Annotated in this window: 27 protein-coding genes, 2 tRNA genes and 1 other RNA gene; 9 read left to right on the forward strand and 21 right to left on the reverse strand. The window is 59.0% G+C overall.

Annotation, left to right across the window (positions count from 1 at the left end; genetic code table 11):
- Positions 1–164 precede the first annotated feature (164 nt).
- The 3 genes from ACN0X0_RS04715 to ACN0X0_RS04725 all read right to left on the reverse strand — a co-directional run bounded on the left by ACN0X0_RS04715 (position 165) and on the right by ACN0X0_RS04725 (position 3,393).
- Positions 165–2,195, reverse strand: coding sequence for a hypothetical protein (locus ACN0X0_RS04715; RefSeq protein WP_417278231.1), 2,031 nt, complete (start codon positions 2,193–2,195; stop codon positions 165–167).
- A gap of 159 nt (positions 2,196–2,354) precedes the next feature.
- Positions 2,355–2,429 (reverse strand) — tRNA-Asn (locus ACN0X0_RS04720).
- Between the two features lie 82 nt (positions 2,430–2,511).
- Positions 2,512–3,393 carry an MBL fold metallo-hydrolase gene (locus tag ACN0X0_RS04725; protein WP_417278494.1) on the reverse strand — a complete coding sequence of 294 codons (882 nt, stop codon included), beginning with the start codon at positions 3,391–3,393 and terminating at the stop codon, positions 2,512–2,514.
- A gap of 173 nt (positions 3,394–3,566) precedes the next feature.
- Here ACN0X0_RS04725 and ACN0X0_RS04730 point away from each other — a divergent pair, with 173 nt between their 5' ends.
- Positions 3,567–4,898: an ATP-binding protein gene (locus ACN0X0_RS04730; protein ID WP_417278232.1), complete on the forward strand. Its 1,332-nt coding sequence runs from the start codon at positions 3,567–3,569 to the stop codon at positions 4,896–4,898.
- 62 nt (positions 4,899–4,960) lie between these two features.
- On the opposite strand, the gene ACN0X0_RS04735 is transcribed toward ACN0X0_RS04730, so the two are convergent.
- Positions 4,961–5,037 (reverse strand) — tRNA-Ile (locus tag ACN0X0_RS04735).
- 137 nt (positions 5,038–5,174) lie between these two features.
- Here ACN0X0_RS04735 and purM point away from each other — a divergent pair.
- The 4 genes from purM to rnd all read left to right on the forward strand — a co-directional run bounded on the left by purM (position 5,175) and on the right by rnd (position 8,668).
- Positions 5,175–6,236 (forward strand): phosphoribosylformylglycinamidine cyclo-ligase, encoded by a 1,062-nt coding sequence (purM, locus tag ACN0X0_RS04740; RefSeq protein ID WP_417261151.1) that lies wholly within the window; start codon positions 5,175–5,177, stop codon positions 6,234–6,236.
- Positions 6,233–6,853: a phosphoribosylglycinamide formyltransferase gene (gene purN, locus ACN0X0_RS04745; protein WP_417278233.1), complete on the forward strand. Its 621-nt coding sequence runs from the start codon at positions 6,233–6,235 to the stop codon at positions 6,851–6,853. Before purM ends, purN begins: the two co-directional genes overlap by 4 nt.
- Positions 6,854–6,986: 133 nt before the next feature.
- Positions 6,987–7,358 carry a DsrE family protein gene (locus ACN0X0_RS04750; protein ID WP_417278234.1) on the forward strand — a complete coding sequence of 124 codons (372 nt, stop codon included), beginning with the start codon at positions 6,987–6,989 and terminating at the stop codon, positions 7,356–7,358.
- Positions 7,359–7,510: 152 nt separating this feature from the next.
- A complete protein-coding gene (rnd, locus tag ACN0X0_RS04755) occupies positions 7,511–8,668 on the forward strand; it encodes a ribonuclease D (protein WP_417278235.1) in 1,158 nt (385 codons plus the stop codon).
- Positions 8,669–8,681: 13 nt separating this feature from the next.
- Here rnd and ACN0X0_RS04760 read toward each other — a convergent pair whose 3' ends face one another.
- The 5 genes from ACN0X0_RS04760 to ACN0X0_RS04780 all read right to left on the reverse strand — a co-directional run bounded on the left by ACN0X0_RS04760 (position 8,682) and on the right by ACN0X0_RS04780 (position 12,893).
- A complete protein-coding gene (locus ACN0X0_RS04760) occupies positions 8,682–9,185 on the reverse strand; it encodes a GNAT family N-acetyltransferase (protein WP_417278236.1) in 504 nt (167 codons plus the stop codon).
- Positions 9,186–9,376: 191 nt separating this feature from the next.
- Positions 9,377–9,904, reverse strand: coding sequence for a GNAT family N-acetyltransferase (locus tag ACN0X0_RS04765; RefSeq protein ID WP_417278237.1), 528 nt, complete (start codon positions 9,902–9,904; stop codon positions 9,377–9,379).
- A gap of 266 nt (positions 9,905–10,170) precedes the next feature.
- Positions 10,171–11,187, reverse strand: coding sequence for a Fe(3+) ABC transporter substrate-binding protein (locus ACN0X0_RS04770; protein ID WP_417278238.1), 1,017 nt, complete (start codon positions 11,185–11,187; stop codon positions 10,171–10,173).
- Positions 11,188–11,239: 52 nt separating this feature from the next.
- Positions 11,240–12,082, reverse strand: coding sequence for a nucleoside triphosphate pyrophosphohydrolase (mazG, locus tag ACN0X0_RS04775; protein ID WP_417278239.1), 843 nt, complete (start codon positions 12,080–12,082; stop codon positions 11,240–11,242).
- Entirely contained in the window at positions 12,075–12,893 is an 819-nt protein-coding gene (locus ACN0X0_RS04780) for an isocitrate lyase/PEP mutase family protein (RefSeq protein ID WP_417278240.1), read from the reverse strand. Before ACN0X0_RS04780 ends, mazG begins: the two co-directional genes overlap by 8 nt.
- Positions 12,894–13,085: 192 nt before the next feature.
- On the opposite strand from ACN0X0_RS04780, the gene cysS reads away from it, so the two are divergent.
- From cysS to ACN0X0_RS04795, 3 genes are read left to right on the forward strand one after another with little or no spacing between them, the layout of a single operon-like run.
- Positions 13,086–14,579 (forward strand): cysteine--tRNA ligase, encoded by a 1,494-nt coding sequence (cysS, locus tag ACN0X0_RS04785; protein ID WP_417278241.1) that lies wholly within the window; start codon positions 13,086–13,088, stop codon positions 14,577–14,579.
- Positions 14,579–16,219: a citramalate synthase gene (gene cimA / locus ACN0X0_RS04790; RefSeq protein WP_417278242.1), complete on the forward strand. Its 1,641-nt coding sequence runs from the start codon at positions 14,579–14,581 to the stop codon at positions 16,217–16,219. Before cysS ends, cimA begins: the two co-directional genes overlap by 1 nt.
- Positions 16,219–16,998 (forward strand): squalene/phytoene synthase family protein, encoded by a 780-nt coding sequence (locus ACN0X0_RS04795; protein ID WP_417278243.1) that lies wholly within the window; start codon positions 16,219–16,221, stop codon positions 16,996–16,998. The genes cimA and ACN0X0_RS04795 overlap by 1 nt, the downstream gene beginning before the upstream one ends.
- Here the strand turns inward: ACN0X0_RS04795 and ACN0X0_RS04800 are convergent.
- From ACN0X0_RS04800 to ACN0X0_RS04825, 6 genes are all read right to left on the reverse strand, one after another.
- Entirely contained in the window at positions 16,971–17,204 is a 234-nt protein-coding gene (locus tag ACN0X0_RS04800; protein WP_167600817.1) for a ribbon-helix-helix domain-containing protein, read from the reverse strand. The genes ACN0X0_RS04795 and ACN0X0_RS04800 overlap by 28 nt on opposite strands.
- A gap of 8 nt (positions 17,205–17,212) precedes the next feature.
- Positions 17,213–17,398, reverse strand: coding sequence for a DUF4169 family protein (locus tag ACN0X0_RS04805; protein ID WP_417278244.1), 186 nt, complete (start codon positions 17,396–17,398; stop codon positions 17,213–17,215).
- 29 nt (positions 17,399–17,427) lie between these two features.
- Positions 17,428–18,408, reverse strand: coding sequence for a serine hydrolase domain-containing protein (locus ACN0X0_RS04810; RefSeq protein WP_417278245.1), 981 nt, complete (start codon positions 18,406–18,408; stop codon positions 17,428–17,430).
- Positions 18,409–18,493: 85 nt separating this feature from the next.
- Positions 18,494–18,802, reverse strand: a complete 309-nt coding sequence (locus ACN0X0_RS04815) for a hypothetical protein (protein ID WP_417278246.1) — start codon at positions 18,800–18,802, stop codon at positions 18,494–18,496.
- Positions 18,803–18,960: 158 nt separating this feature from the next.
- Positions 18,961–20,352, reverse strand: coding sequence for a class II fumarate hydratase (fumC, locus tag ACN0X0_RS04820; protein ID WP_417278247.1), 1,392 nt, complete (start codon positions 20,350–20,352; stop codon positions 18,961–18,963).
- 141 nt (positions 20,353–20,493) lie between these two features.
- Positions 20,494–21,051: a class I SAM-dependent methyltransferase gene (locus ACN0X0_RS04825; protein WP_417278248.1), complete on the reverse strand. Its 558-nt coding sequence runs from the start codon at positions 21,049–21,051 to the stop codon at positions 20,494–20,496.
- 329 nt (positions 21,052–21,380) lie between these two features.
- Here ACN0X0_RS04825 and ACN0X0_RS04830 point away from each other — a divergent pair, with 329 nt between their 5' ends.
- Complete coding sequence (locus ACN0X0_RS04830; protein ID WP_417278249.1) at positions 21,381–21,956, forward strand: DoxX family protein; 576 nt, start codon at positions 21,381–21,383, stop codon at positions 21,954–21,956.
- Positions 21,957–22,036: 80 nt separating this feature from the next.
- Here the strand turns inward: ACN0X0_RS04830 and ACN0X0_RS04835 are convergent, their stop codons facing one another.
- The 6 genes from ACN0X0_RS04835 to ACN0X0_RS04860 form a co-directional block, all read right to left on the reverse strand.
- Complete coding sequence (locus ACN0X0_RS04835; RefSeq protein WP_417278250.1) at positions 22,037–22,528, reverse strand: SspB family protein; 492 nt, start codon at positions 22,526–22,528, stop codon at positions 22,037–22,039.
- 90 nt (positions 22,529–22,618) lie between these two features.
- A complete protein-coding gene (gene chrA, locus ACN0X0_RS04840; RefSeq protein ID WP_417278251.1) occupies positions 22,619–23,908 on the reverse strand; it encodes a chromate efflux transporter in 1,290 nt (429 codons plus the stop codon).
- Positions 23,909–23,984: 76 nt separating this feature from the next.
- Positions 23,985–24,761 (reverse strand): phytochelatin synthase family protein, encoded by a 777-nt coding sequence (locus ACN0X0_RS04845; protein WP_417278252.1) that lies wholly within the window; start codon positions 24,759–24,761, stop codon positions 23,985–23,987.
- 187 nt (positions 24,762–24,948) lie between these two features.
- Positions 24,949–25,386: a nuclear transport factor 2 family protein gene (locus ACN0X0_RS04850; RefSeq protein WP_417261131.1), complete on the reverse strand. Its 438-nt coding sequence runs from the start codon at positions 25,384–25,386 to the stop codon at positions 24,949–24,951.
- A gap of 101 nt (positions 25,387–25,487) precedes the next feature.
- Positions 25,488–25,864, reverse strand: a transfer-messenger RNA (tmRNA) gene (gene ssrA / locus ACN0X0_RS04855).
- 69 nt (positions 25,865–25,933) lie between these two features.
- Positions 25,934–26,974, reverse strand: a complete 1,041-nt coding sequence (locus tag ACN0X0_RS04860) for an ABC transporter substrate-binding protein (RefSeq protein WP_417278253.1) — start codon at positions 26,972–26,974, stop codon at positions 25,934–25,936.
- Positions 26,975–26,979 lie beyond the last annotated feature (5 nt).

Genomic DNA, 26,979 nt, shown 5'->3' on the forward strand with positions numbered 1-26,979 from the left:
CTTCAACTCCGATGCTCAATTCCGCAGTGAGTGGGTTTATTCCAATAGATCTGCTCAGGTGCTCTTCAGGTCGCGTCGAAACACTGGTTAGATTTGTCCCGCATCTTTTGTTGTGCGGAACTATGCGTCACACGAAGGCCCGAAGAGCCGCAGGTTACTCACATTCACATCAAGCGCGGCAGCCTTTCGATCGCATCGCGCTTCACGCTGAGGGGAGTTTCATCGCGATATGTCGATGTGTTTGTTCCTTCTTTCTCATCGTTGTCGATATGACCGATGATATCGGTTCGGGTCACGTCAAGAACGCCAGTGCTGTGCAACAGCGTGTGATTGACGTAATGTCTCAAACTATGAATGCAAAGCTTACGCGGGTTTCCATTCAGGGAAATCTGCATCGCCTTGCGCCAGGTGTCGTCGAAACGTTCGCCAAACTTTTCCACTGACAACGCCAGATCTTCAGTATTCGAGCGCTTAGACCCGTTGCGTGGTACGGGGACGACGTCAGGAAACAAAAGGTTGTGACCCTTTCCGGCAATAGACTTAACGTAGTCCAAGAAACCGAGCTCGATCAGGTGAGAATGGATCGGAACGGTGCGCGTACGCTTGTCATCATCCGTGCAATCTGGGTCTTCGCCCTTGATGCCGCGGTAGGCGTTGGCCTGGATTACAAAGCACGGGACGCCTTCAATGTTTTCTACATCAGAAGGCAACATACCTGCAATTTCAGCTCGCCGAGCACCTGTGTAACCAAGGATGAGAGGGATCCAAAATTTGCCATCTTTCAAAATCTTTGTTCCTGGTTCATGGCGCCGTCCAGCGGAACGAGCGCCAGTCCAGATGGTGTGGGAAAACAGTTGGCGCGCCTCTTCCTTGCGGAAAACCGCACGCGATTTGTGTTTGTTGCGGGATGACTTCTTTTTCGGCTTCAGGTCTTTTGTGTTGAGATCTGTAAGGGAAATGCCTTCTGCACGTGCCCGAGCGATCAGCAACTCCATCGATTTTACGTGCCGCCTCCGGGTGCTGGAATCCAGGCCAAGTTCAGCGGGAGCCATATGTCTGGCATTCATATAAACTTCGTCAACTGTTCGGTGCAAATCTTTGGAAGAACGCAAAAAGTTCTTCGGAAACTTCTGCAAGTTGTCAGCCCAAAATGTGAGATGCGCCTGCCGAATTTCAGTGACTTTGGAAAGCCCTGTGATGAACATGAAGCGTCTAATATCTGATCCTCGTTGCTGTTTGACAGCTTTGCTCATGTTATTATCAACTGCGGTGCGCCAGAAGACGTGTGCGATGTCATCGGTCCATTCGTCTGGTGTAGCGTTTTCGGCTTGGCCTCGCATCTTGAAGAAGTAATCTTCTAGTTTTTTCATAGTAGTAAGTGGTTCAGTTAAGGCTTTATGTGAGCTTCCTCTTGCTCCTTCCGTACGATGGGGCACCGGCGCTTCCAAAGGTGCAGATGCGGGTGGCGTCGGAATTGCGTTGGCCGGGGAGAGATTTTCAGCGGTGACGCAAGATTCTGAATTCGTCACAAATTTGTTAGCGGGGGTGGGTGGTGCGGATGTTTCTTCTTTGAGCGGCGCCCGCGAACCCTGTCGAAAATCCTGAAGAGCTTGAAGGCGAGCACGGAAATGCGCAGCGCGAAGCTGTGCAAGATGTTCTTCATCTTTAATGACGTCATTCGTCAGAGACGAGTAGATCGAGAGCAGTTGATCTCCCGTTGCCGCTGAAAGTGCCTTGCGGCTTTCAGTTTCATAAAGATGGAGGATCGCCTTCAGGGTCTCCTCATCCCACTCGGGATCAATCTTCTCGACCGGAAACCTTTTGCGAATACCTTGCTCGAGAAAACTCTCGTAAATAATTGGCAATACAGACAATGAGCGCTCACTGTCTGCGGAAAACCTTCCTTTCATCCGCGCGAAGTTGATCTGACGGTTCAGGTCGGAAACGCACTTCTGGAGATAATGTTCGAAGTACCTGGACACAATTTTGTCAGGGAGTGCAGGCGTTAACAGTACAAAGCTATCGAACATTTGGTCGAACTCCAACTTGAGGCGTTCAAGCCATGTATGCGCAAGATTTCGATCTGTCGTCCCCAATGCCAAAAAAATTGGAGAAAGAAATGTGGATAACCCTGGAACCCGCCGGCGAAAGTAGAAGCGATTCCGTTTGCAGTAGAGATATTTCTGCTGTGTCAAAGTGGACCTCTGTTATGAGGCCATCGCGCATGAAACGACTTACAACCAGCGCTGTGTGAACCTTTTGTGAGACGCCAGTGAGACGAATCTAGGTGAGAAATCAAAAGTGAGCGGAGCTACTTTCTTTTTCTTATCCATATCAACAGGTTAAGTTGGATATGGCTCCGGCGGTAGGGATCGAACCTACGACCAATTGATTAACAGTCAACTGCTCTACCGCTGAGCTACGCCGGAACATGTGGCGGTGTATAGCTATGTGATTTGGGGCGTGCAAGTGGGTTTTGTGACAAAAAATCAGTTTTTGACAATTTTTTACTCAAGTCACGGAAAATACTGCCTTTTCAGAGAGTTCGGGCGTGGCGAGGACGTGGTTTCTCTCAGTGAGGTCGATCAGATGCGCCAAAGTGTTGCGCGCGGCGGCGGGGAGGTGGCTGGCGGGCAGCTCGGTGTAGACGGCTTGGGTCAGGGGCAGGAGCGCCTGTGGACCTTGGGCCAAAACCGCGAGGATTTGCGCCTCGCGATTGGCCCGATGCGTCATGAGAAAGTCGATCCGCTCCAGTGGGGTCTCTACGGCTGCGCCGTGGCCGGGCAGGAGGCACTGAGGCGCCAGATCGCGCAGGAGCGCGCAGCTGTCGCGAAAGGCGGCGGCGTCGCCATCGGGCGGAGAGATCAGCGAGGAGGACCAGCCCATCACCAGGTCGCCGGAAAACACCATGTCTTGCCAGTGAAAACAAAGGTGATTGCCCATGTGGCCGGGGGTATGGAGTGCGGTGATCGGACCGGCTTCGGTCTCGATCTCGGCCTCATGCGCCAGTGTCACATCGGGTTGAAAGCCCTCATCGACGCCTTCTCCGCCACCGATCTGTTCGCCAAGCGCGGTCATCACCGGGCTGCGTCCCGCCAAAGCATCGCCAAAGGCATAGATCGGTGCGCCGGTGGCCTCGGAGAGTGCGCGGGCGCCTTCGGAATGGTCGCGATGTGCGTGGGTGACGAGGATGTGGGAGAGCTGGGTGTTTTGCGGCAGGGCGTCGAGGATCGCCGCACGGTGATCGGCCAGATCGGGGCCGGGGTCGATCAGCACACGGGTCTCGCCCTTGCCCAAAAGATAGCTGTTCGTGCCCCAATAGGTCATCGGCGACGGGTTCGGCGCCAAAATGCGGATCAGGCCAGGGGGCAGACCTGGGGCAAGCGGGGTCATGGTGTCGGGGCGGGTCTGCACGCGATTGTCCTTTGCTTCGGGCTCTGTCAGGGTCTACCAAGAGAGCGTTTCATGGCATAGCTTTATCTCGGCGATGCCACAGGGCGCTATGGGGCACCACGGGGCGCCATGGGATGTCCGTAGGATGTCTGTGCGCTGAAAGGTCTTGGTCTATGTTGTTCGAATGGCTCAAAAAATACATGCCGCGCGGGATCTATGGTCGGGGCGCCTTGATCCTACTGGTGCCGGTCGTGGTGATCCAGATCGTGGTGATCGTCGCCTTTTCTCAGCGCTATTTTACCGACATCACGCGCCAGTTGAGCCGGGGTGTGGTGGCCGAAATCAGTCTCTACGTGGTCTCCGCCGACACGCTGCCGATGGCGCAGGTGCCGCTGGCCTTGCAGGAGCTGGATGAGCGTCTGGGCTTTGCCTCCACCTTTGGTGCCGAGGCCCCGGTCGCAGATCAGCGCCGCTGGTATGATTATTCTTCGCGGGTGATCGAGCAGGAGTTGCGCAGTGCGATTGATGGTGTCGAAGGCATGGATGTCGCCAGCGACACGCAGCGGGTGCGGGTCTCTATCATGACTGAGGCAGGGCGTTTGACGTTGGATGTGCCACGACGGCGGGCCTCGGCCGCGAATCCGCACCAATTGGTGGTTTGGACGGCCTTTACCGGCCTTGTGATGACCCTCATCGCCTTTATCTTCCTGCGCAATCAACTCCGTCCGATCCGGCAACTGGCCCGTGCCGCCGAAAGTTTCGGACGCGGCGAAAGTCGGCCCTATCGTCCGGCGGGCGCCATCGAAGTGCGCTCTGCGGGGGCGGCCTTTCTCAATATGCGCTCGCGGATCGAGCGTCAGATCGAACAGCGCACGCTGATGCTGTCGGGGGTGTCGCATGACCTGCGCACGCCTTTGACGCGGATCAGATTGGGCCTGTCGATGCTCGATGTGCCCGAGGCGGATGCCGAAGAGGTGGCGGCGATGCAGGCCGATCTCGATGAGATGGAGCGTTTGATTGAGGCGTTTCTCGACTTTGCACGCTCGGATGCGACCGAAGACCCCGAAGCGGTCGATCTGGTGGCTTTCGTCGAGGCCGCAAAGGAGCGTGCTGAGCGCGCTGGCGGCGTGGTCGAGCTGGGGGAAATGCCGGATCAGGAGGTGGTTCTGAAACTGCGGCCTGTGGCTCTGGCGCGCGCGCTCGACAATCTGATGTCCAATGCGCGCCGCTATGGCACGACGGCGCGGATCGGTCTGGCGCTTTTTGAACGGGCGGTTGTGATTTCTGTCGAAGACGACGGGCCGGGGATCGCGCTTGAGGGTCGTGAACGCGCCTTGCAACCCTTTGTGCGTCTTGATGAATCGCGCAACCAGAATCGCGGCTCAGGCGTAGGGCTGGGCCTTGCCATTGCCCATGACGTGGCGCGGCGCCATGGCGGCACATTGCGGCTGGGAGAAAGCGCGGGCCTTGGGGGATTGAAGGCCGATCTGGTTTTGGCGCGATAAGAAAACGGACCGCCCTGCAGCCGGCTTTCAAGGCTTTGTTGCTCAACGAGTTTTAAGAATTTTGGTAGGCCCGGCAGGACTTGAACCCGCAACCAAAGCGTTATGAGCGCTCTGCTCTAACCAATTGAGCTACAGGCCCCTACCGGAACCGTGCTTATTGTGCGCTCAAAGCAGGGTCAAGCAGAAGTCGACGCAAGGCGCAAACGGGGGCCTTTTCAAGACGGCTCAAACCGCGTAAACGGGCGGCAACTTTGGATTGCGCGGGGAGCCTTTGCCATGACCCATGAACAGAAGACATCGGGAAAAAACGGTCTGACCTATGCAGACGCCGGTGTGGATATCGATGCGGGCAATGAGCTTGTCGAACGCATCAAACCGGCGGCGAAAAAGACCGCGCGTCCGGGCGTGATGGCCGGGCTGGGCGGCTTTGGCGCGTTGTTCGACCTGAAGGCCGCGGGCTATGAGGATCCGATTCTTGTCGCGGCGACCGATGGCGTCGGCACCAAGCTGCGCATTGCGATCGACACCGACAATGTCAAAACCGTGGGCATCGATTTGGTGGCCATGTGCGTCAATGATCTGGTGTGTCAGGGCGCTGAGCCTTTGTTCTTTCTCGATTATTTCGCGACCGGAAAACTGAAACTCGATAATGCCGCCGCCGTGATCGAAGGCATCGCCGAGGGCTGTGCGCAGTCCGGCTGTGCGCTGATCGGCGGTGAGACGGCGGAGATGCCGGGCATGTATGAGGATGGCGATTTCGACCTCGCGGGCTTTGCCGTGGGCGCGATGGAGCGCGGCTCCGACCTGCCGTCCGGCGTGCGCGAGGGCGATGTGCTTTTGGGGCTGGCCTCCAACGGCGTGCATTCCAACGGCTATTCTTTGGTGCGCAAAACCGTCGAGATTTCCACTTTTAAATGGACCGACATCGCGCCGTTCTCGGATGCGACCCTGGGCGAAGAGCTTTTGAAACCGACCCGGCTTTACGTCAAACCGGTGCTCAAGGCGATCCGCGCGGGCGGGGTTCATGCACTGGCGCATATCACTGGCGGTGGTCTGACCGAAAACCTGCCGCGCGTTTTGCCGACCGGCATGGGCGCGGACATTGATCTGACGGCTTGGACTTTGCCGCCGGTCTTCAAGTGGCTGGTCGACACAGCAGGCCTGTCGCAACATGAGCTTCTCAAGACCTACAACGCCGGGATCGGCATGATTGTGGTTTGCGATGCGGCCGAGGCCGAGGCTTTGACCACGCTTTTGAGCGGCGAGGGCGAAACCGTCTACCGCCTCGGTCAGGTGACAACCGGCAATGGCGTGACCTATGAGGGCAGCCTCTCGTGAATTCCAAAGTCGTGAGCCCCAAAAAGGTTGCGATCCTGATCTCCGGCGGCGGCTCCAATATGGTGTCGCTGGCGAAATCCATGATGGAGAACGCCGAGGACGCCCCCCTTGGGCGCCCCTGTCTTGTGCTCTCCAACGTGCCCACGGCGGGCGGGTTGGCGAAGGCCGCTGACATGGGGGTCGCGACCGAAGTGGTCGATCATCGTGACTTTAAAGGCGACCGAGAAGCATTTGAACAAAAGCTGATTTCCGTGATCGATCACTATGAGCCCGACGCCATCGCCATGGCCGGGTTCATGCGTATTCTGACGCCGACATTTATCTCGCATTACGCGGGGAAAATGCTCAATATTCACCCATCTTTGCTGCCGAAATACAAAGGTCTGCACACGCATCAACGTGCGATCGAGGCGGGTGACGCCGAGGCCGGGTGTTCCGTGCATGAGGTGACGGCGGAGCTGGATGGCGGGCCGATCCTTGGCCAGGCGCGGGTGCCGATCATGGCGGGTGACACGGCGGATGATCTGGCGGCACGGGTTCTGGTGAAAGAACATTTGCTCTATCCGGCAGTGCTCAAGCGGTTCCTTTTGGGCGACAAAGGCCTGATCACGCTTTAAATCACCCGTTAGATCGCTAGGGCGAGATGTCGCGGGCCTGTGACGCCTTCGACCCTTTCAAAGATATATTCGAGATGTAGAATATAATGCGGGTCCGCACAGGACCCGTAGCTATGTCGCGAAAGGATATCGCATGAAAACCGCTGATTTCGTTGCCACAATTTTTGATGGCCATTCCAATCCGGGTAAGGTGACCGTGGCCTTCACCATGGCGCTCAACGCGCAGAAAATGGGGCATAGCTCCATCGTTTTGCTGATGGTCGAAGGCGTCGAACTGGGCCAACCGGGCTCTTGTGACGATATGGACATCGGCAAACCGTTCGAGCCGGTGGCCGATCTGGTCAAGGCCTACCGCGAGGCCGGTGGGCGCATCGGGATTTGCGGCGCCTGCATGATCCACAACGGGTTCAGCGCCGAACAGATGGACCCGGAGTATGAAATCATCACGGCGCCCGATGTGGTCGAGTTGATGATGGCGGCGAAAGGCAGCCTACCGATCACCTAAGATGATCACGCGCGCCCAAAAGTGGTGCAGACAGGAAGCAGACATGGGAAGGGGGCGTTCTGCGCCCCCTTTGTTCTTTTCATTCCGCCCCAAACCCCGTATCACGATTAAACCGCCGGGATGACCCCGCACCGCAGGCAAAAGAAAACAACATGATCACCATCACCACGACCGAAGGCCTTCAGGCTTTCTGCGACCGCGCCAAAGCCCATCCTTACGTTACGGTCGACACCGAGTTCCTTCGTGAACGGACCTATTATTCCAAACTTTGCCTCGTGCAGCTTGCCGTTCCGGGCGACGCCGAAGAGGACGCGGTTCTGGTCGATCCGCTGGCCAAAGGCCTCGATCTGGCCCCGCTTTATGCGCTGTTCCGCGATGAGAATGTGGTCAAGGTCTTCCACGCCGCGCGCCAGGATCTCGAGATTTTCTACATTCAGGGTCAGGTGATCCCGACGCCTTTGTTCGACACCCAGGTGGCGGCGATGGTCTGTGGCTTTGGCGAACAGGTGGGCTACGAGACGCTTGTGCGCAAGATCGCCAAGGAAAGCCTCGACAAGACCTCGCGCTTCACCGATTGGTCGCGCCGTCCGCTCAGCCAAGCGCAGGAAAGCTACGCGCTGGCCGATGTGACGCATTTGCGGGTGATTTACGAATTCCTGCGCGATGAGATCAAACGCGAAGGCCGTGAAAAATGGGTGGCCGAGGAGCTTGAGGTGCTGATGTCGCCGGAGACCTATGTGGTCAAACCTGACGACGCCTGGATGCGGGTCAAGACGCGCACCAGCTCTGGCAAATTCCTTGCAGCCGTCAAAGAGCTGGCTGCTTTCCGCGAATTCTACGCCCAGAGCCGCGACATTCCACGCAACCGCGTGTATAAAGACGACGCGATGCTGGAGCTGGCCTCAACGAAGCCCAAGACGCCCCAAGACCTGTCGCGTTCGCGGCTTTTGTTGCGTGAGGCACGTAAAGGCGAGATTGCCGACGGCATCCTGCAAGCGATTGAAAAGGCGTCGAATTACACCGCCGACGAAATGCCGAAGCTGGATATGTCGAAAGACAAGATTCAGGTGAACCCGGCGCTGGCGGATATGTTGCGGGTGTTGCTCAAGGCGAAATCCGACCGCTTCAACGTGGCCGCCAAGATGATTGCCTCCGCCTCCGATCTCGATCAGATCGCGGCCGGGAAACGCGATCTGCCGGTGTTCAAGGGCTGGCGTGCCGAGGTGTTCGGTGACGATGCGCTGCGCCTGTGCAAGGGTGAGATTGGCTTGGCCGTCAAAGGTCAGCGGGTCGATGTGATCGCGCTATAAAGCGCGATCATATTTAAAGCGCGATCATATTTTCGCTCAAAATCATCTTAAACCGTTTTCCAGTCAGTGTTTGCGGCTCGAACCCGCAAGCCCGATAGGTGGCCTGCGCGACCAGATTTTGGTCCTGCGTGCCAACCGTCAGGCTGTGGCATCCCATGGCAATGGCGGTGGCTTTCGCCTCAGAAATCAACGCCCGCCCGACGCCTTGTCCGCGCGCCTCTTTGGCGATGTAAAGGTGATGCAGGTCCAGCGTTTTCTGGCCATGGTGTAGGCGCACACCGCCGACCAATCCGGCGTAACCGACCAGCGCGCCGTCGCGTTCCGCCACCAAAAGCCGCAACCACGGCAGATCGGCGCGCATCAAATCGATGAGGCCGGGCAGGTCCAGCTCCGGCTCATCGCCGTGATGATGTGCCAGCGCGTGGATCATCTCCAAAAGCGCATCCTTATCGCCCCAACGCGCGCGCCGGATCGTGAGGCTGTCCTTCGGGGTGGTAATCTTTGTCAGTAGGGTCATGTTTTTCTCCTGTGGGCGCCACAGGAGGGGAAGTTTGACATGAAAAAAGCCGCCTCTTGTGGCGGCTGTTCAATGTTCCATGTTGAAAGGCCGCGCTTATGTAAGCTCGGTCCAATAAAAAACAGTCATGGAAGCGGTCTGTGTCATGCAGGTAATTTGCGCGGCGTGGGGAGACCTGTCAAGCGCAAAGCTCAGGCCAGCGCCATTTTGTCCAGCGCCATTTCGTAATGCGGCGCTCGCGGCGAAGGGCGTTCGAACCCGACGGCGCGATAGGCGGCCTTGGCGGTTTCAGAGGTGCTCAGAATGCCGACACTCAAGGTGCCGCAGCCCAGGCGATGCGCCACGGCGCGTGCCGCCTGGGTCAAGGCGCGCGCAACGCCCTCACCGCGATATTCGGGACGGACATAAAGGTGATGCATCTGCATGGCACGGTCGATGGGGCTCAGTTGCAGCCCGCCGACCAGCACGGTGTAGCCGATCAGATCGCCATTCTGCTCGGCGACCAAAACGCGGGCCCAAGGCGAGGAGGCATAGAGCAGGTCGATCAGAACATCCTCATCGAGCTGCAATTGATCCTTGGTTACCATTTGAAGGTCTCGGATCATTTCAAGCAGGCACGGCAAATCCGCCTGTTCCATCGCGCGGAGGGCCAGGGGCAGGAGGGCCGATGCGGCGGTGAGGGCCGCGATGTCGAATTTGCGCTCTGTCATTTCGGTCATGTCTTGATCTCTTGCCGCGTTTTTCGCCGGGACAAGACATCAAAAAGGTTAAGGCAGCCCTACGGCGCCGGTGAATTTTCTGTAAAAACGACCGTTTTTGATCGGGAGGGTGCGTTTGGTGCCCATATGTGGCAGAGATCGCGCTCTGTCAATCTGTCGATTTGACCAAATTGAGTGTTTGGTCAAATTTTGAGGGCGTGCAGCGCTTTGGCGCCGATGCGGCGAGGCCGGGGCCTCACCGCATGAGGTCACATGAGATCAGAGGTTCAGCCGTCGTAATCGACCTCTTCGGTCAGACGCAGGGCCTCGGCGCGTTCTTCGGCCAGGCGCGCCAGAGGGATGTTGTCCGGGTGCAAATCGCCCCAGCTTTTCACCAGCTCGGAGGCCTCGGTGCCCGGCACGACGGGGTATTCGGAATTCACCTCGGCGTAGATTTCCTGCGCGTGTTTGGAGGTCAGGAATTCAATGAATTGAACGGCTTCCTCTGTGTTCTTCGACGATTTCGTCAGCGCAACACCGGAGATGTTCACATGCGTGCCGCCGCCCTCGACGTCAAAACGCGGGAAATCGAGGCGCACAGAGTTGGCCCATTCCTGCTGTTCCTCATCGGCCAGCATTTCGCCCATGTAATAGGTGTTGCCCAGCGAGATGTCGCATTCGCCAGCCCAGATCGCCTTGACCTGTGCGCGGTCGTTGCCTTGGGGTTTGCGGGCGAGGTTGGCCTTGAGCCCTTCGAGCCAGGCTTTGGTTTCCTCGGGTCCGTGATGCGCGAGATAGGCGGAAGTCAGGCCGATCATATAGGTGTGCATGCCGGAGCGGGTACAGATGCGGCCTTTCCATTTCGGATCGGCGAGGTCTTCGTAGGTGGTCACTTCGCCCTCCGCGACGCGCTCTTTCGAGGCATAAACGATCCGCGCGCGCGAGGTCACGCCCCACCAATTGCCCTCTGGGTCATGGAATTCGGCGGGGATGTTTTGCTCAAGCGTCTCGGTCATCAGCGGCTGGGTCACGCCCGCGTCCACGGCCTCGGCCAGACGCGAGATGTCGACGGTCAGGATCACATCGGCGGGGGAACGGTCGCCTTCGGCCTTGAGGCGCTCGGTGAGGCCTTCGACCAGATAAGCCACGTTGACCTGAATGCCGGTTTCTTCGGTGAACGCATCGACCAGCGGCTGGATCAGCTCCGGCTGGCGATAGGAGTAGACGTTCACATCGGCGACGGCGGAGGTGGCCAAAAGAGACAGGGGGAGGGTCAGGGGAAGAGCGAGTTTGAGCGCGGTCATTGGGACTTCCTTTGATGGGTCGCGCTCGTTAAATCCGAGTAAAACGCTCAGGTCAAGAGGTCTCGCGGGTCACGATTGCTTTCTTAGCGGCCTTCTCGCGAGCCTTCGCTTTGTCCCAAAGCGCATCCATTTCGGCAAGATCGCTGTCAGCAGGGGTCTTGCCTTTCGCCTTAAGGTCATCCTCAATCGCATTGAAACGACGTGTGAATTTCGCGTTACAGGCACGTAGGGACTCTTCGGCATCCACACCCAAATGCCGCCCTAGATTGACCACGACGAAAAGCAAATCGCCAAATTCCTCGAAGACCTCGTCTTTCGTCAACCTGTCGCGCGCCTCTTCCAATTCGGCGGCTTCCTCGCGGATTTTGTCCAGAACATGCGTGGTGTCCGGCCAGTCAAAGCCCACGCGCGCCGCACGCTTTTGCAGCTTCTGCGCCCGCATCAAAGCGGGCAATCCCATGGCCACGCCGTCGAGCACCCGATGTTCGCCACGGCGCTCGCGCTCCTTGGCTTTTTCCTTTTCCCAATCGACGGTTTGTTGTTCCGGCGACTTTTGATTGCTCTCATCACCAAAGACATGCGGATGTCGAGAAATCATTTTGGAGGAAATGGCTTGCGCGACGTCGTGAAAGTCGAAAAGCCCTTTGTCAGAGGCGATTTGCGCCTGAAACACCGATTGGAACAACAGGTCTCCCAGCTCGGATTTCAGATCCTCCATATCGCCGCGCGCGATGGCGTCGTCGACCTCATAGGCCTCCTCAATGGTGTAAGGCGAGATGGTCGCGAAATCCTGTTCGATATCCCAAGGACAACCGCCCTCCGGGTCACGCAGCCGACGCATGATTTCCAAAAGCTGTTCAATGCCTTGCGGGACGTTGTGAATGGGATCACTCATGGCGGGCTCCCTTGGCAAGAAGCGCGTCCACCCGGTCCGATCCGGCGGGGGTGCAGGTGGAAAAGTCGCCTTGGCTCAGGATGTCTTCGGCGTTCGAAATCAGCTGCTCGTGGATGGATCGCGCCAGCAAAGAGCCTAGCGAGATGCGCGCCACGCCGAGGGCAGCAAAATCGGCGCGGGTCAGGTTTTGCAGTGGGCCGACGGGCAGGGCGTTCACCGGTTTCTCGGTCGCCGCCACCACGGTTTTCAGATCGTCGATGGTGCCGGGACAGGGCACATAGAGGCAATCCGCCCCCGCTGCGTCAAAGGCGCGGATGCGCCGCAGGGCCTCGTCAAGATCGTAATCGCCATTCATCACCCCGTCGGCGCGGGCCACGAGGACGAAATCTCCGGGCAGGGCGCGGGCGGCGCTCACGGCGGCTTTGATACACTCGACCGCCCGATCAAACTCCCGCGCGCCAGCATTGGGGAAGGCCGTGTCCTCGATAGAAATCCCACACAAACCAATCTCATAGGCCAGTTTTACGGTCCGCGCGACCTCATCGGGGTCGTTGGAAAACCCGTTCTCGAAATCGCCAGAGACGGGCACGGAGACGGCGGCCACGAGGTCTTGGGCATGAGCCAGCGCCTCGTCGCGCGTCAGCGTGCCGCCATCGGGGCGCCCGAGGGTAAAGGCCTGCGCGGCGGAGGATGTGGCAATCGCCTGTGCGCCCAGTCCCGCCAACACGCGCGCCGATCCGGCGTCCCAGGCGTTGGCGAGGATAAAGGGCTGACCGGGGCGGTGGAGGTCTCTGAATGTCGTCTGGGTCATAAGCGTCACCCTGACCCTCACATGAGGGCTTTGCAAGGGCGAAAACCCGCGCTACAAGAACCGCATGACCAACCGTGCCGCCATCATTATCTGCTGCTGCATTATCCGCTGACATCGTCGCGCGGGTCCGGTCTCTTTTCACCTGAAATGGAAGCTGATAAGCCCGCGGGGGACACCCTGAGGGACTAGCTTATGACCATCAAGCTCACCAATTCGAAAACGCGCAAGAAAGAGATTTTCGAGCCGATCGATCCCAACAATGTGCGGATGTATGTCTGTGGTCCGACGGTTTACGACCGCGCCCATATCGGCAACGCGCGGCCTGTGATCGTGTTTGACGTGCTCTACCGGCTGTTGCGCCATGTTTACGGGCCGGATCACGTCACCTATGTGCGCAATTTCACCGATGTGGATGACAAGATCAACGCGCGTGCGGCGGAGAGTGGGCGGTCGATCCGCGAGATTACGGACGAGACCACCCAGTGGTATCTCGACGACATGCGCGCGGTGGGGGCGATGGACCCCGCCATCCGCGGAGCGGAAAGTGATCGTGCGATGCCGCGGGCGACAGAATTTATCGGCGCGATGATTGCGATGATCGAAGGGCTGATTGCGCGTGGCCACGCCTACGCCGCAGAAGGCCATGTGCTGTTTTCCGTCGAGAGCTACAAGGACTACGGCAAACTGTCGGGCCGCTCGATTGACGATATGATCGCGGGCGCCCGCGTCGAAGTGGCGCCCTACAAACGCAATCCGATGGATTTCGTGCTGTGGAAGCCGTCCTCTGACGATCTGCCGGGCTGGGACAGCCCTTGGGGACGTGGACGTCCGGGCTGGCACATCGAATGCTCGGCGATGTCCTATGAGCTCTTGGGCGAAACCTTCGACATCCACGGCGGCGGCAACGATTTGATGTTCCCGCACCACGAAAACGAGATCGCCCAAAGCTGCTGCGCCCATCCGCAGGGGGGCTTTGCGCGCTATTGGCTGCACAACGAGATGTTGCAGGTCGAGGGCAAGAAAATGTCCAAGTCTCTGGGCAATTTCTTCACCGTGCGGGATTTGTTGGATCAAGGCGTGCCGGGTGAGGTGATCCGATTTGTGTTCCTCTCAACGCATTACCGCAAGCCGATGGACTGGACGGCGGAGAAGGCGGAGCAGGCGAAGAAAACACTGGTTAAGGTTGCTGCATTCTTAGCACGAGACCCTTTGACCAAGCCTTTCGTTTCTACGACTGGGGACATTCAACCGCCGGATGAGTTTGTTGATGCTCTCAGCAATGATCTGAATACGTCTTTGGCTCTTACTTTGGTGGTAAAGTACCTCAAAGAAGAACGTGAAAGAGAGCTCGTTGCAGCATTGAGGCTCTTAGGCTTCAACACTGACGAGCTTGTCGAGAAATTTAGTCCTTTCAGTGCTCATGCATCAGCGACAGCTACAAGCCGCGGTTCCGGTTCGACGATATATGGAGACGATCCATCGTTAAAAAATGTCGACTTCGGAGCGTTGGCGGATCACCTCTTCGCGCTGCGCCAATCCGCCATGGAAACCAAGGACTTCTCTGCCGTTGACGCGATGAAAGCCGCGCTTTTGGACGCAGGCGTCGAAGTGCGCATGTCAAAAACCGGGGTCGAGTTGGAGCCGGGACCGAATTTTGACGCCGCTAAACTTGAGGGGCTGCTCTGATGACCACAGTCACCCCCAAAGACCGCCTCTACCTCTACGACACCACACTCCGCGACGGGCAACAAACCCAAGGCGTGCAATTCTCCACCGAGGAAAAGCACCTGATCGCCGACGCGCTCGACCATCTCGGCGTCGATTACATCGAGGGCGGCTGGCCCGGCGCCAATCCGACCGACAGCGAATTCTTCGCCGATGCGCCCAAGACCAAAGCCACTTTCACCGCCTTCGGTATGACCAAACGCGCCGGGCGCTCCGCTGAGAACGACGAGGTGCTCGCGGGCGTGTTGAATGCGGGTACGGACTCCGTCTGTCTCGTCGGCAAGACCCATGATTTCCACGTCACCACGGCGCTCGGCATCACGCTTGAGGAAAACATCGAGAACATTGAAAAATCCATCGCTCATTTGGTGGCGCAGGGACGCGAGGCGCTGTTCGATGCCGAGCATTTCTTTGACGGCTACAAAGCCAACCCGGACTATGCGATCGCCTGTTGTCAGGCCGCCTATAAGGCTGGCGCGCGCTGGATCGTGCTTTGCGACACCAACGGCGGCGCGCTGCCCGGTGAGGTCTATCAGATCACGCTCAAAGTCATCGATGCGGGCATTCCCGGCAGCCATCTTGGCATTCACACCCATGACGACACCGGCAACGCCGTCGCCAATTCCCTCGCCGCCATCAACGCTGGCGCGCGGCAGGTGCAGGGGACATTGAACGGCCTCGGCGAGCGCTGTGGCAATGCCAATCTGACGACGCTGATCCCGACATTCCTGTTGAAAGAGCCCTATAAATCGACGCTCGACACCGGGGTCACCGAGGACGCCCTGAAGAGTCTCGTCAAGACCTCGCGGATGCTCGACGACATCCTCAACCGCGTGCCTCTGCGCTCCGCACCCTACGTCGGCGCCTCGGCCTTTGCACATAAGGCGGGGCTGCATGCCTCGGCCATTCTTAAGGACCCGACCACCTACGAACACATCCCGCCCGAGACCGTCGGCAACGCCCGCATCGTGCCGATGTCGAACCAAGCAGGCCAGTCGAACCTGCGCTCGCGTTTGGCGGATATGGGGTTGGAGGTTTCGGAGAAGGCCGATCTTGGCCGCATTCTTGACCGCATCAAACAGCGCGAAAGCGAGGGCTATTCCTACGACACCGCGCAGGCGTCTTTTGAACTCGAAGCGCGCCGCGAGCTGGGCCTCATGCCCGCATTTTTCGAGGTCGAACGCTACCGCGCCACGGTCGAACGCCGCCGTGACGCCAAAGGCCGCGAGGTCCACCTCTCCGAGGTCACGGTGGTGGTCAACATCGGCGGCGAGCGGCACTTGTCGGTGTCCGAAGGCATCATGGCCGACGGCAGCGACGGTGGCCCGGTCAACGCGCTTTCGAAAGCGCTGGTGAAAGATCTCGGGCCCTATTCCGAGATGATCACCGACATGGAACTCGTTGATTTTAAAGTCAGGATCACCAATGGCGGCACCGAGGCCCGCACCCGCGTCATCATCGACCACGAGGATAGCCTGGGCCGTCGTTGGTCCACCGTGGGCGTGTCCTCGAATATAATCGACGCGTCTTTCGAGGCGCTTTTGGATGCGGTGCTTTGGAAACTTCTGCGCGATGGCGCGCAGGCCTTGGGGGCCGAATAATGTCGGTTCAAGCCTGCGCAGAGATCGTTCAAAAAGGCGATGAGGACCGGTTCCGTGCCACTATGGCCGCGCCTTTGGCGGCACGCGAGGTGTTGTTTCCGATCCATGCCTTTTGCCTTGAGGTCGCAAAAGCGCCTTGGGTCACGCAAGAAGCGATGATCGCCGAGATGCGGCTACAGTTCTGGCGCGATGTGTTGCAGGAAAAAATCGACGGCTCCGCCCCGCGCGCCCATGAGGTGGCGGGGCCACTGGCTGCGGTTCTGGATGCGACCTCTGCACAGGCGTTGGACGCCACCGTCACCGCGCGGCAATGGGACATCTACCGCGATCCGCATGAGGATGCGGCGGCGCTTCGGTCCTATCTGCACAACAGCTACACCATCCCGATGCATCTTTCTGCGCGGCTTTTGGGGGCGCCTGAAAGCACTGCCAAAGCGCTCAATGCTTTGGGCTATGCAGGCGGGCTTGCGCGCTATCTGATGGCCATTCCCGGGTTGCAATCGGCGGGTCGGATTCCGCTGGTCGATGGGCGTCCTGAGGCAGTTTCAGAGCTTGCAAAAGAGGCCTTGGAACAGGGCCGCTGGGGCGCGCAACAATTGGGCAAACTGTCCAAAACCGCCCGCGCGCCGATGATCGATGCGGTGATGCATTTGCCGGTTTTGAAACAGGCGGCAAAAGACCCGGATGCGGTTCTGGATGGGCGCTTGGGGCAGGGGCCTGCGCGCAAATCCCTGCGACTGGCTGTGGCGTCTCAGTCGCCAAGCTGGGCTTTTTTCTGAGTGTAATCTAACACATAGACCCGGATCGCGGAGGCCAAGCCGCTGTCCACTCCGCGCAATTCGTCGATCTCGGCGGCCAACACGTTGACAGGAATGTCGCGCTCTTTGGCGATGCCGCGAAAGGCGCGCCAGAACGGTTCTTCGAGTGATACAGAGGTGCGGTGGCCGTGCAAAGTCAGCGAGCGTTTGACCGGGCGGCCCATCAAGAGCGCGCTCATGTGTCGTCTCGCTTATGCGCGTCCAATTCCGATTTCGCCTTGGCCTTCTGCGCCTCTTCGAGGGCTTTTTGCGCCTTGGTGCGACCGAATTTCACAGCATTCTGATCGCCCTCGGCGCGTTTGTCCGCGCGGGCTTTCTGTTTGCGAAACTGGTTCAGATTGGTGACGTTATCGGTGCTCATGGGGTGGAATGATACCGCAAGGGCAGGCTTTACGCCAGTGCCAAAATCGGCCCGTCCAAAAGCTCCATGAGCGCGCCGAAATAGCCCTCTGAGCGCGCCGGGCGGTTCGGGTCGGAACTGATCGCGACAGCCAAATCGCGCTCTGGGTGGGCGGCGATGATCTGGCCGCCGTAGCCGCGCGCGAGGATGTAGCCGCTGTCCGTAAGGAACCAGCCGTAGCCATAGGACATGCCAGACCAAGGCGAGCGGGTGCGGGCCGTGGTGGAGGCGTCGATCCAAGCTTGCGGCAGGACCTCGCGGCCTTCGAACCGACCGCCATCGCGCAGCATCGTGGCAATTTTCAACATCGCGCGGGGCGTGAGCGCCATCTCGTTGCCGCCCATGTAATAGCCCTGCGGATCGCGGATCCAGGGCGGGATTTCAATGCCCAAAGGTTGCCCCAAGACGCGGCGCATCTGGGTCAAAAGCGTCTCGCCAGTGGCCTCGGCAAGAGCGGACCCCAACAAATGCGTGCTGCCGCTGGAATAGATCATGCGCGCGCCCGGTTCGGCCTCCATCTCGCGGGTCAGGGCGTAGCTGTTCCAGTTCGAGGCATTGACCCAAGCGCCATAATTCGGTCCGGAGGTCGAGGCCAACCCTGCGCGCAGGCTGACGAGATTTTCCAAGGTGATGTCGCGCACACGGGCGTCGGCGCTTTCGGGAATGAGGCGGGGGGCGACCTCGCCCAGCGTGGCATGGATTGAGGGAACCGCGTCCGACGCAATCGCATCGCCAAGGCACAGCGCCACAAGGCTTTTGGAACAGCTTTTGATGTTGGTCAGCCGGTCCAGCCCGCCGCCGCGCGGGGCCTCGGCAAAGATCACCTCAGAGCCGCGTTGCACTTGCAGGGACTGGAGTTGATCGAGATCGTTCACGGCCTCTGACAGAGACGTGCCCTGCGCCCAGGCGGGGCGAAGGGCGGTGAGGGCGAAGGCCGCAGAGGCGGTTCTGAGAATCTGGCGACGATACATGCCGCCAGACTGTCACAGGTTCTGCGATTTGAGGACTCACGCGCGATCACAGTCCCGCGGGTCATTTTGACAGCGCGATTTGTCCTTACTTTTGAGGCGCGTAGGAGCGCATCACCTCTTCGTAGCGCGCGGTGGTGATCTCCGGGTTGTGGGTCTGGACGCAGGCGACCATTTCCGGGCGCGCGCCATCGGGGGCGGCGACTTCACCGGCCTGATAGCGTTGCTTCGCGGCCTTCATCTCTTCGCGCGAGGGGCGGTTGGCTTTGAAACATTGGGTCAGCTCCTGTTTGGTGAGGCCCAGATCCTTGGCGATGTCTTCGACCGGAAAGCGGCCCTGTGCCGTGGCGGGCAGGGCAAGGGTGATGAGAAGCGGGGCTGCAAGAAGGGTTTTCATAGTTGGTCTCCTGTTTGATGGAGCCTCTGATACGTGCCTCCCCGCCGCCTTCCGTCGCGCAAAAAGAAAGGCGACCCGAGGATCGCCTTCACTTTAATTTGTCATGTTTTCAGCGTAGGGAGACGCTGTTTCGCACGTAGCGCGTTGGTCCGAACCAATCAGTCCTTCGGGCCGATCATCTGCTCCGGGCGGACAACGGCGTCAAAGGTTGCCTCATCCACAAAGCCCAGCTTGATCGCCTCTTCCTTGAGGGTCGTGCCGTTTTTGTGCGCGGTCTTGGCGACTTTGGTGGCGTTGTCGTAGCCGATGGTCGGCGCCAGCGCGGTCACCAGCATGAGGCTTTCGTGCAGGAGCTTCTCGATGCGCGGCTCGTTGGCCTCGATGCCCGCCACCATGTTGTCGGTGAAGGCCGAGGCGCTGTCGCCCAGCAATTGCATCGACTGCAGCACGTTGTAGGACATCATCGGGTTGTAGACGTTCAGCTCGAAGTGCCCTTGGGAGCCAGCAAACCCGACGGCGGCATCGTTGCCCATGACGTGAGCGCAGACCATGGTCAGCGCTTCGGCCTGAGTCGGGTTCACTTTACCCGGCATGATCGAGGAGCCCGGCTCGTTTTCCGGCAGGATCAGCTCGCCCAGACCGCAACGCGGGCCGGAGCCCAGAAGACGCAGGTCGTTGGCGACTTTAAAGAGCGAGGCCGCGACGGTTTTCAGCGCGCCGGAGAACATCACCATGGCGTCATGCGCGGCCAAGGCTTCGAATTTGTTCGGCGCGGTCACAAACGGAAGACCGGTGATCTCGGCCATGTTCTTGGCCACGGCTTCTGCCCAGCCTTTTTTCGTGTTGAGACCGGTGCCGACAGCCGTGCCGCCTTGGGCCAATTCGTAGATCGCGGGCAGGCACATCTCGACGCGTTTGATGCCCATGCGGACCTGATGCGCATAGCCGCCGAATTCCTGACCCAGCGTCAGCGGCGTCGCGTCCTGGGTGTGGGTGCGGCCGATCTTGATGATGTCTTTGAATTTCTCGGCTTTTTCTTCAAGCGCGGCGGCGAGTTTTTCGAGACCCGGCAGCAACACATCACGCGCCTGCATGGCGATGCCGACATGCATGGCGGTCGGGAACGTGTCGTTCGAGCTTTGCCCCATGTTGCAGTGATCGTTCGGGTGCACCGGGTCTTTCGAGCCCATCGTGCCGCCCAGCATTTCGATCGCGCGGTTCGAGATCACCTCGTTGGCGTTCATGTTCGATTGGGTGCCGGAACCGGTCTGCCAGACGACGAGCGGGAAGTTGTCGTCGAATTTGCCCTCGATCACCTCGGTGGCGGCAGCGATGATGGCGTCGCCCAGCTCTTTCGCCAGCTTGCCCTGCGCCATGTTTTCCATCGCACAGGCTTTTTTCACCACGCCCAAAGCGCGGATGATCGGCACCGGCTGACGTTCCCACCCGATGGGGAAGTTCATGATAGACCGCTGGGTCTGCGCGCCCCAATATTTGTCGGAAGGAACTTCGAGCGGGCCAAAGCTGTCGGTTTCGGTACGGGTGGTCATCGGGGCACTCTCCCATGCTATGCCAAAGATTGCTTTGGCTATAAGGCCTCGGGCAGGGGCTTGCAATGTATACCGAGGCATACATGTCGGTGATAGCGCTAAAAAACGACGAGATGCACCGGGATGCAACCGCGACGGGCGTCAGCTCACGCGGCGGCGGTATTCGAACACGCGCGCCGGCGGCAGATTGGCCCAGACCGTGCCGCGTTTCTCAGACACAAGGCCCAACTCGCCCTGCATCTCCGGCGTGATCGGCGAAGAGTTGGCATAGGTGATCTGGGTGAAAAACGCGCCCTCTGCCATGACCTCAAACGCGCGGCCCACCACAGCGCGTTGCAGCGCGGGTTTCGCCAGCACCGGCACGCCGGAGATCACCGCACCGATGTTGCTCAGCCCGATGTCTCGGATGTCTTCGGCGGGGCGGTTGATGACATGGACACCGGGGAATTTCTCGCAAAGCTCCACGCAGAACCGTGGGTTCAGTTCGAGAAGTGTGAGCCGCTTTGGGTCGACACCACGGGCAAGGATTTCGCGGGTAAAGGCGCCAGTGCCCGCGCCGATCTCGACGATGGGGCCGGAAATATCCTCGACACCGCGGGTCATGAGGCGCGCTGTGGCGGAGGACGAGGGGGCAATGGCGCGGACCTCATCGGGATTCCGGATCAATTCTGAGAAAAAAACGGCAAAATCGCGCGGCATGATGTCCTCCTGTTTGTGATAGAGGTGCGCGCGCAGCAAGTGGGACGCAAGGGAGATTGTGCGGCTGTTACGCAAACTTCACGCGGATGTATCGCGCCTTTCATACTGCGGGCACGCTGCAGGCACGCGGCGGATGACGTCGTTTCAGGCCTTTGTGATTTTAGTGGGCAAATGCGCAATGATTGTTCAAATATGCGCATGGGGTAGGCTGATCTTTGAGTACAACGAAGAATTGCCACAGCTTTGGCGCACCGGGTACCAATGCGGCGGTCAGGCGCGCGGCAATTCGTCCCAAATGCGCCTTAAGTGTACGTTTTCAGGAGTTTATTATGCAGGAAATGACGTCGGGACCTCGCGAGCGATTGATCCTTCCGTTTCTCGCTTCGTTCTATCACGGTTTTGCGCAGCCCTTTGGCTGGTTGGCATTTCGCGTGATCATCGGCGGCCTTTTGATGGTCGAGGGGTGGCCAAAAATCACCGCGCCGATGGGGCAGGTGGGATTTGTCGAAAATGTGGTTGGGCTGCCCGCCGGTTGGTTCTTTTCACCGCTTTTGGCGATTTTGCAATTCTTTGGTGGCGCCATGATTGCTGTGGGTCTGGTCACCCGTCCGATTGCTTTGATCAACACTGTGATGTTGCTCGTGACGCTGTGGTTTCACATGTCGCACCCCTATGGTGATGCGTTCCTGACGCCTGAAGGCGTGGCCTTTCTCACGGAACATACGAGTTATTTGACAGCTCAGGGACAGGCGCGTCTGCTTGGGGACGGCGGTGCCGCGTTCTTGCATCAGGTCCAGCTCAAGGCCGAATTCAATTCGACATTCTGGTTTGCTGGCGCGGCGATCATCGCGGCGTTTGGCGGGGGCAAACTGTCGCTTGATCGTATGATCGGCAAAGAATTCTGAGACATATCACGCAAAAACAATAAAAGCCGCTCTCAAGGGAGCGGCTTTTTCATGTTCTGGAATGACCCAAAACGAGAGATTTATTTGCGAAACTTGTCCAGAGAGACAATCTCTGCCTCTTTCGGCCCGCTGCTTTTCTCCGGCTCGTCTTTCGGTTCGAAAGAGGTCACCTCGGCGTCATGCGGGATCTCGTCCTCGTCCATTTCCTCGACATCGTACTCCTGCGTCTCGAACCGCAGGCCAAACTCGACCGAGGGGTCCACGAAGGTGCGGATTGCGTCATAAGGGATGTACAAAGGCTCCGGGCTGTCGCCGAAGTTCAGCGTGATCGCGAACCCGTCGTCGGAGACCTCGAGATTGTCGAACCAATGCTGGATGACGATGGTCATCTCCTCGGGGTAGCGATCCGACAGCCAGTCGGCCAGCTCCACATCCGGGTGCATCGTGTCGAAGGTGATAAAGAAATGATGATCCCCCGGCAGGCCGTCCTTGGCCACGCCATCAAGCACCTTGCGGATCAGTCCGCGCATGGCGTCGTGCATGAGGTTGCCATAATCGATGGTTTTGGCCATCCGAGCGTCCTTTCCTTATCCCTTCCTCGCAGCATAAGGGATTCTGTGGCAGAGGGAAGAGGCCTTTGAAGGGGCTCACATTGTGCCGATCTAAACCGCACCGATTTCAACCGCGCCCTCAACCGCGCCCAGTGCCAATCCGGCCAAGGCCATAAGGGCTAGCGTGACCATCAGGCCGCGTTTGAGCACAAAGAGCAGGACGGCCGCAAGGGTCACGAGCGCCACCGCTTCGAGCGACAGGCTGTTCAGATCGGGCAGGGTGAGTCGCAACGGCCCGAGGCTTTGCACAGAGACGCGGGTGAAGAGCACATGCAACGCAAACCACCACGACAGCGAGGCGATCACACCGACGACGGCGGCAGTGACGGCCTTGAGCGCGGCATCTAATCTGGGCCGCGTGGCGATCCAGTCGATGTAAGGCGCGCCTGCGAAAATCCATAGAAAACAAGGAATAAAGGTCACCCAAAGCGTGACCAACGCGCCGAGGATGCCACCAAAGATCCCCAAAGGTGTCGCGGCCATGTAGCCTACGAACTCTGTCACAAGGATCAGCGGTCCGGGCGTGGTTTCGGCCAGCCCCAAGCCATCGAGCATCGCCTCGGGCGTCAGCCAGCCGTGGTTTTGCACCACCTCTTGCGACATATAGGCCAAGACCGCATAGGCGCCGCCAAAGGTCACGACCGCGAGTTTCGAGAAAAACAAAGCGATCGCCAAAAGCCGCTCTTGCCCCGCGAGCCAAAGCCCGATCAAGGGCGCGGCCCAAAGCGCGCCCCAAATGGCCAGTGTGCGGGGCAGATGTTTGGCTTTTGGGGCGTTGGAGGTCTGTGCCGTGGCCTTGGCTGTCAGTGCGCCATAGAGGGCGGCCCCCAGAACGATCAGCGGGAAAGGGACTGCAAAAAAACTGATCAGCGCAAAGGAGAACACCGCCAAAATCCAGCGGCTCCGCGTGCCGAGGGCCTTTTTGCCCAATCGGAACAGGGCTTGAATGACGACCAAAACCACCGTGGCCTTGATCCCGGCAAACAGCGCCTCTGAGGCGGGGAGGTGGCCGAAATGGGCATAGAGCGCGGCAAGCATGAGCATCACGAGCGCGCCGGGGGTGACGAAAAACAGCCCCGCAATCACGCCGCCCGGCACGCCGCGCAGGCGCCAACCGGCATAGGTCGCGAGCTGCATCGCCTCGGGACCGGGCAGCATCATGCAAAAGGAGAGCGCAGAGAGAAACCCGTCCTCAGAAAGCCAGCGCCGGTCTTCGACCAATTCGCGATGCATCACCGCGATCTGTGCGGCGGGGCCGCCAATGGACAAAAGCCCGATCCGGGCGAATGTTTTCAGGAAAGCCGAAAAATCCGGGTGATGTGGAACGGGCTGGGGCGACATGGGAGAGCCTCGGTCGGGAACCTTTGCTGTCTTGGTAGCCGCCCCAGCCTGTGGGTCAAGCGTTAGCCTTCAACTTTTAACTCTGTGGCGCGAGACGGACAAAGCCGCCGGTCTGGCCTTCGAGGACGCCATGTTCCTCAGAGGTCGGTTTGAGCATCGCCTCCATCAGCACCGCGGTCGGCGTCCAATAGGGGATGTACCATTCCTGATCGACCTCAAGGATCAGCACCTCATCCTTGGCGGCGTCATAAGCGCCGATCAGCGACACATGCGGGCCGTCCCAATCGCCGGTCACGACGCCTTGGTTGAAATAGACCATGAGCGCGTCGTCGGCGCTTTCTTCGTTTTGGATCAACCAAGTGCGGATGACTTCTAACGTCGCCTCGCTGGCGTCCGTCGGTTTGAACGCCGTCACACCGTAGCTCTCAAGGCCCGCAACCGGCAGGGCCGCCGTGGCGTAGGTGACGAGATCGTCGAACATGACGCCATCACCACCCTCGGCGGAAATCTCAGACCAATGGGCGTCGCCGACGGCCTCCAAGAGATCGGGTTGGGTCATCACCGTGTCTTCGGCATTGGCGGGCAGGCCGGCAAGCCCGTTCACGGCGGCGGTCACTGTGGCCACGCCGCAGGCGGAGGTGGTAAATTGCGGTTTCACATAGGGCGCGAAGGCCCAGTAGTCCGGCGCAGGCGTGCTCCGCAGATAGTCTGTGGCCTTGGTCACCGGGGTGGCGTTTGGGCCCAGTTTCGGCAAAGGGGCCTCTTCGTCGGCATGGGCGGCGAGCCCTGTGCCGAGGGCAAGAGACAGGGAGAGCAAAAGAGGCGCTCCGGAAAAAGCAGCGGTCAGTTTCATATGTCACCTATTTGAAAACGGGCCACGACCGTGGGGGCCCGAAAAGGTGCCGACACGCGATCCCGCCTGCCTACTTTTGATCAAATTTCGGAATTGGCAAGGGAAACCGAACGAGAGCTTGGGAGGAGGGGGGCGTTGACGTGTTTTCAGGCGAAGATTGTCAGCCGTAAACTGTTAGCTAAGACTGTCAGCTCAGAGTTTCGCCCGCCAGCATGAGCGCGATGGAATCCTTGGGCAAATTGCCCATCTGTTCGAAATAGCTGACGAAATCATAGCTGTTATGGGCCTCGATGATCTTGCCGTTTCTCAGCCGGATCATCACTTGTCCGGGAATGTGAATCGGCGACATATCGGAGGCCTTTTGCGCATGGAGCGTCATTCGCACCCACACGCGGTCGTCCATTTCCATCGAATCTTCGATGCTGAAACTCACGTTGCGCACAGCGTGAAGGACGGCGGGGACGAGGCTTTGAAAATCTTCGATCTGGGCAGCGAAATCGGTCATCAGGCCGCTGGCCATTGCCTCGACATCGAAAAACTCGGCGACGGCTTCGAGATCGCCTTCAACCCAGATTTTTTCATACCACGAGGTGAGAATTTCGAGCCCGGTCACGATGTCGCCCATTCATTTTGATGCGTTGCCCCTATGGGATACGCCCAAAATCTAAAGGATTGGTTGCCAGCGCAAAAAATCTTGCGTCCATCTCACATGCGACAGGGGGGAAAGGTGCAGGATTCTGTTGCCAGGCTCCTGCGGGCCCCGCCTTACGCTGCTAGGCGAAAGGGCTTAGATTTCGATATTTCGCACAGCTTACGCTGCGAGAGCCATCGGAGCTTTGTTGTCGTTTGCAACTAGCTTAAGTGAACCGATAACGGTGGTATCTCACCGAGACAAAGCAAAACCCCTTTAGACGTCCGTCGATCCTATTTCGTCCCCATGATCCAATCTCTTGCCGGTCCCAAACGAGAACCGAAGAGGGGTATTTGGTGGAGACGCCGGGTACCGCCCCCGGGTCCGATCCGCTTATTACGAGCGCGTTTATGTCCATAGTCGCCGAAGCGACATCCCACATGTAAGCGATGGGAGGCGGGGTTTCAAGGGGTGGTGATACAAGGCGAAACGCCGCCCTGCTGACAGGGCGGCGCTTCCTTTTCGGTTCGATCGTAAAGCCTTAGAACCCGGCTTTGATCTTCTCGAACTCTTCGGACTGCTTTTCGCGCAGCTCGACAGACATCGGCAGCTGGGCCAGAACCGGCACGTCGATCGGCTCGAGGCCACCCGCAACCAGTGCCTCTTCGCCCAGCGTCGCCAGACCTTCGGTGTTCGAGATGCCGTAGCCCGCGTCCATCAGCACAGAGGCGTTGGAGGCGTCGAGGAAGCCGTTGATATAGTCATAGGCTTTCTCTTCCGATCCGGGGCCATCTTTCAGGTTCACGTAGCCGCACAGCCAGAGCGAGGAGCCCTCGGTGGTTTCACGCTGGAACCCCACCGGGAAACCTTCTTCGACCAGCGTCGGGTAGGTTTCGTTCCAGGCCCAGGAAATCAAAACTTCGCCCGTCGCCATAAGCTGTGCCAATTCCGCCGGGTCGGTCCAATAGGTGCGCAGGTTCGGGTGCACTTCGCGCAGCCAGTTCGACGCTGCTTCGAATTGTTCGTCCGTCGCGGTGGTCCAATCCGTCGTGCCGGTCGCCAGATAGGCCAGCGCATAGGCGTCGTCGACGTTGTCCGGCAATGTCATGCGGCCCGCGTATTCCGGGTTCTTGAACACCTCGAGAGAGGCGACAGCTTCGGCCGGCACTTCGTCCGTGTTGTAGGCGATGGCGGTCGAGCCGAAATCGGTCGGAATGAAATAGGCGCTCGCGGCGGCCACGTCAGAGCCCAGAAGGTTGCTGTCGAGCTTGGCATATTCGGTGATCTTCGCGGTGTCCCACGGCTCGAGAATGCCGCTTTCTTCCCATTTCTTCACGGAACCCGCGCAGACATGGCTGACGTCGGCCTTGAAGCCCGACACGAGTTTCTGAAGCGCTTCGTCTTCTTCGCCGAAGAAGGCGAAAGACGGCTGAACACCATTCTTTTCGGCGTATTTGGTGTGGAATTCAGGCGCTTCGAAGCCCGAGTAATCGAACACCAAAAGCTCCGGATCTTCGGCGAAAGCCGCCGCCGCGAGAATGCTGAGCGCTGCGCCGCCCAAAAGGGTTTTCATCATGGTCATGTCAT

This window comes from Celeribacter sp. (assembly GCF_048270365.1).
In the GTDB taxonomy this organism is placed as follows: Bacteria; Pseudomonadota; Alphaproteobacteria; order Rhodobacterales; family Rhodobacteraceae; genus Celeribacter.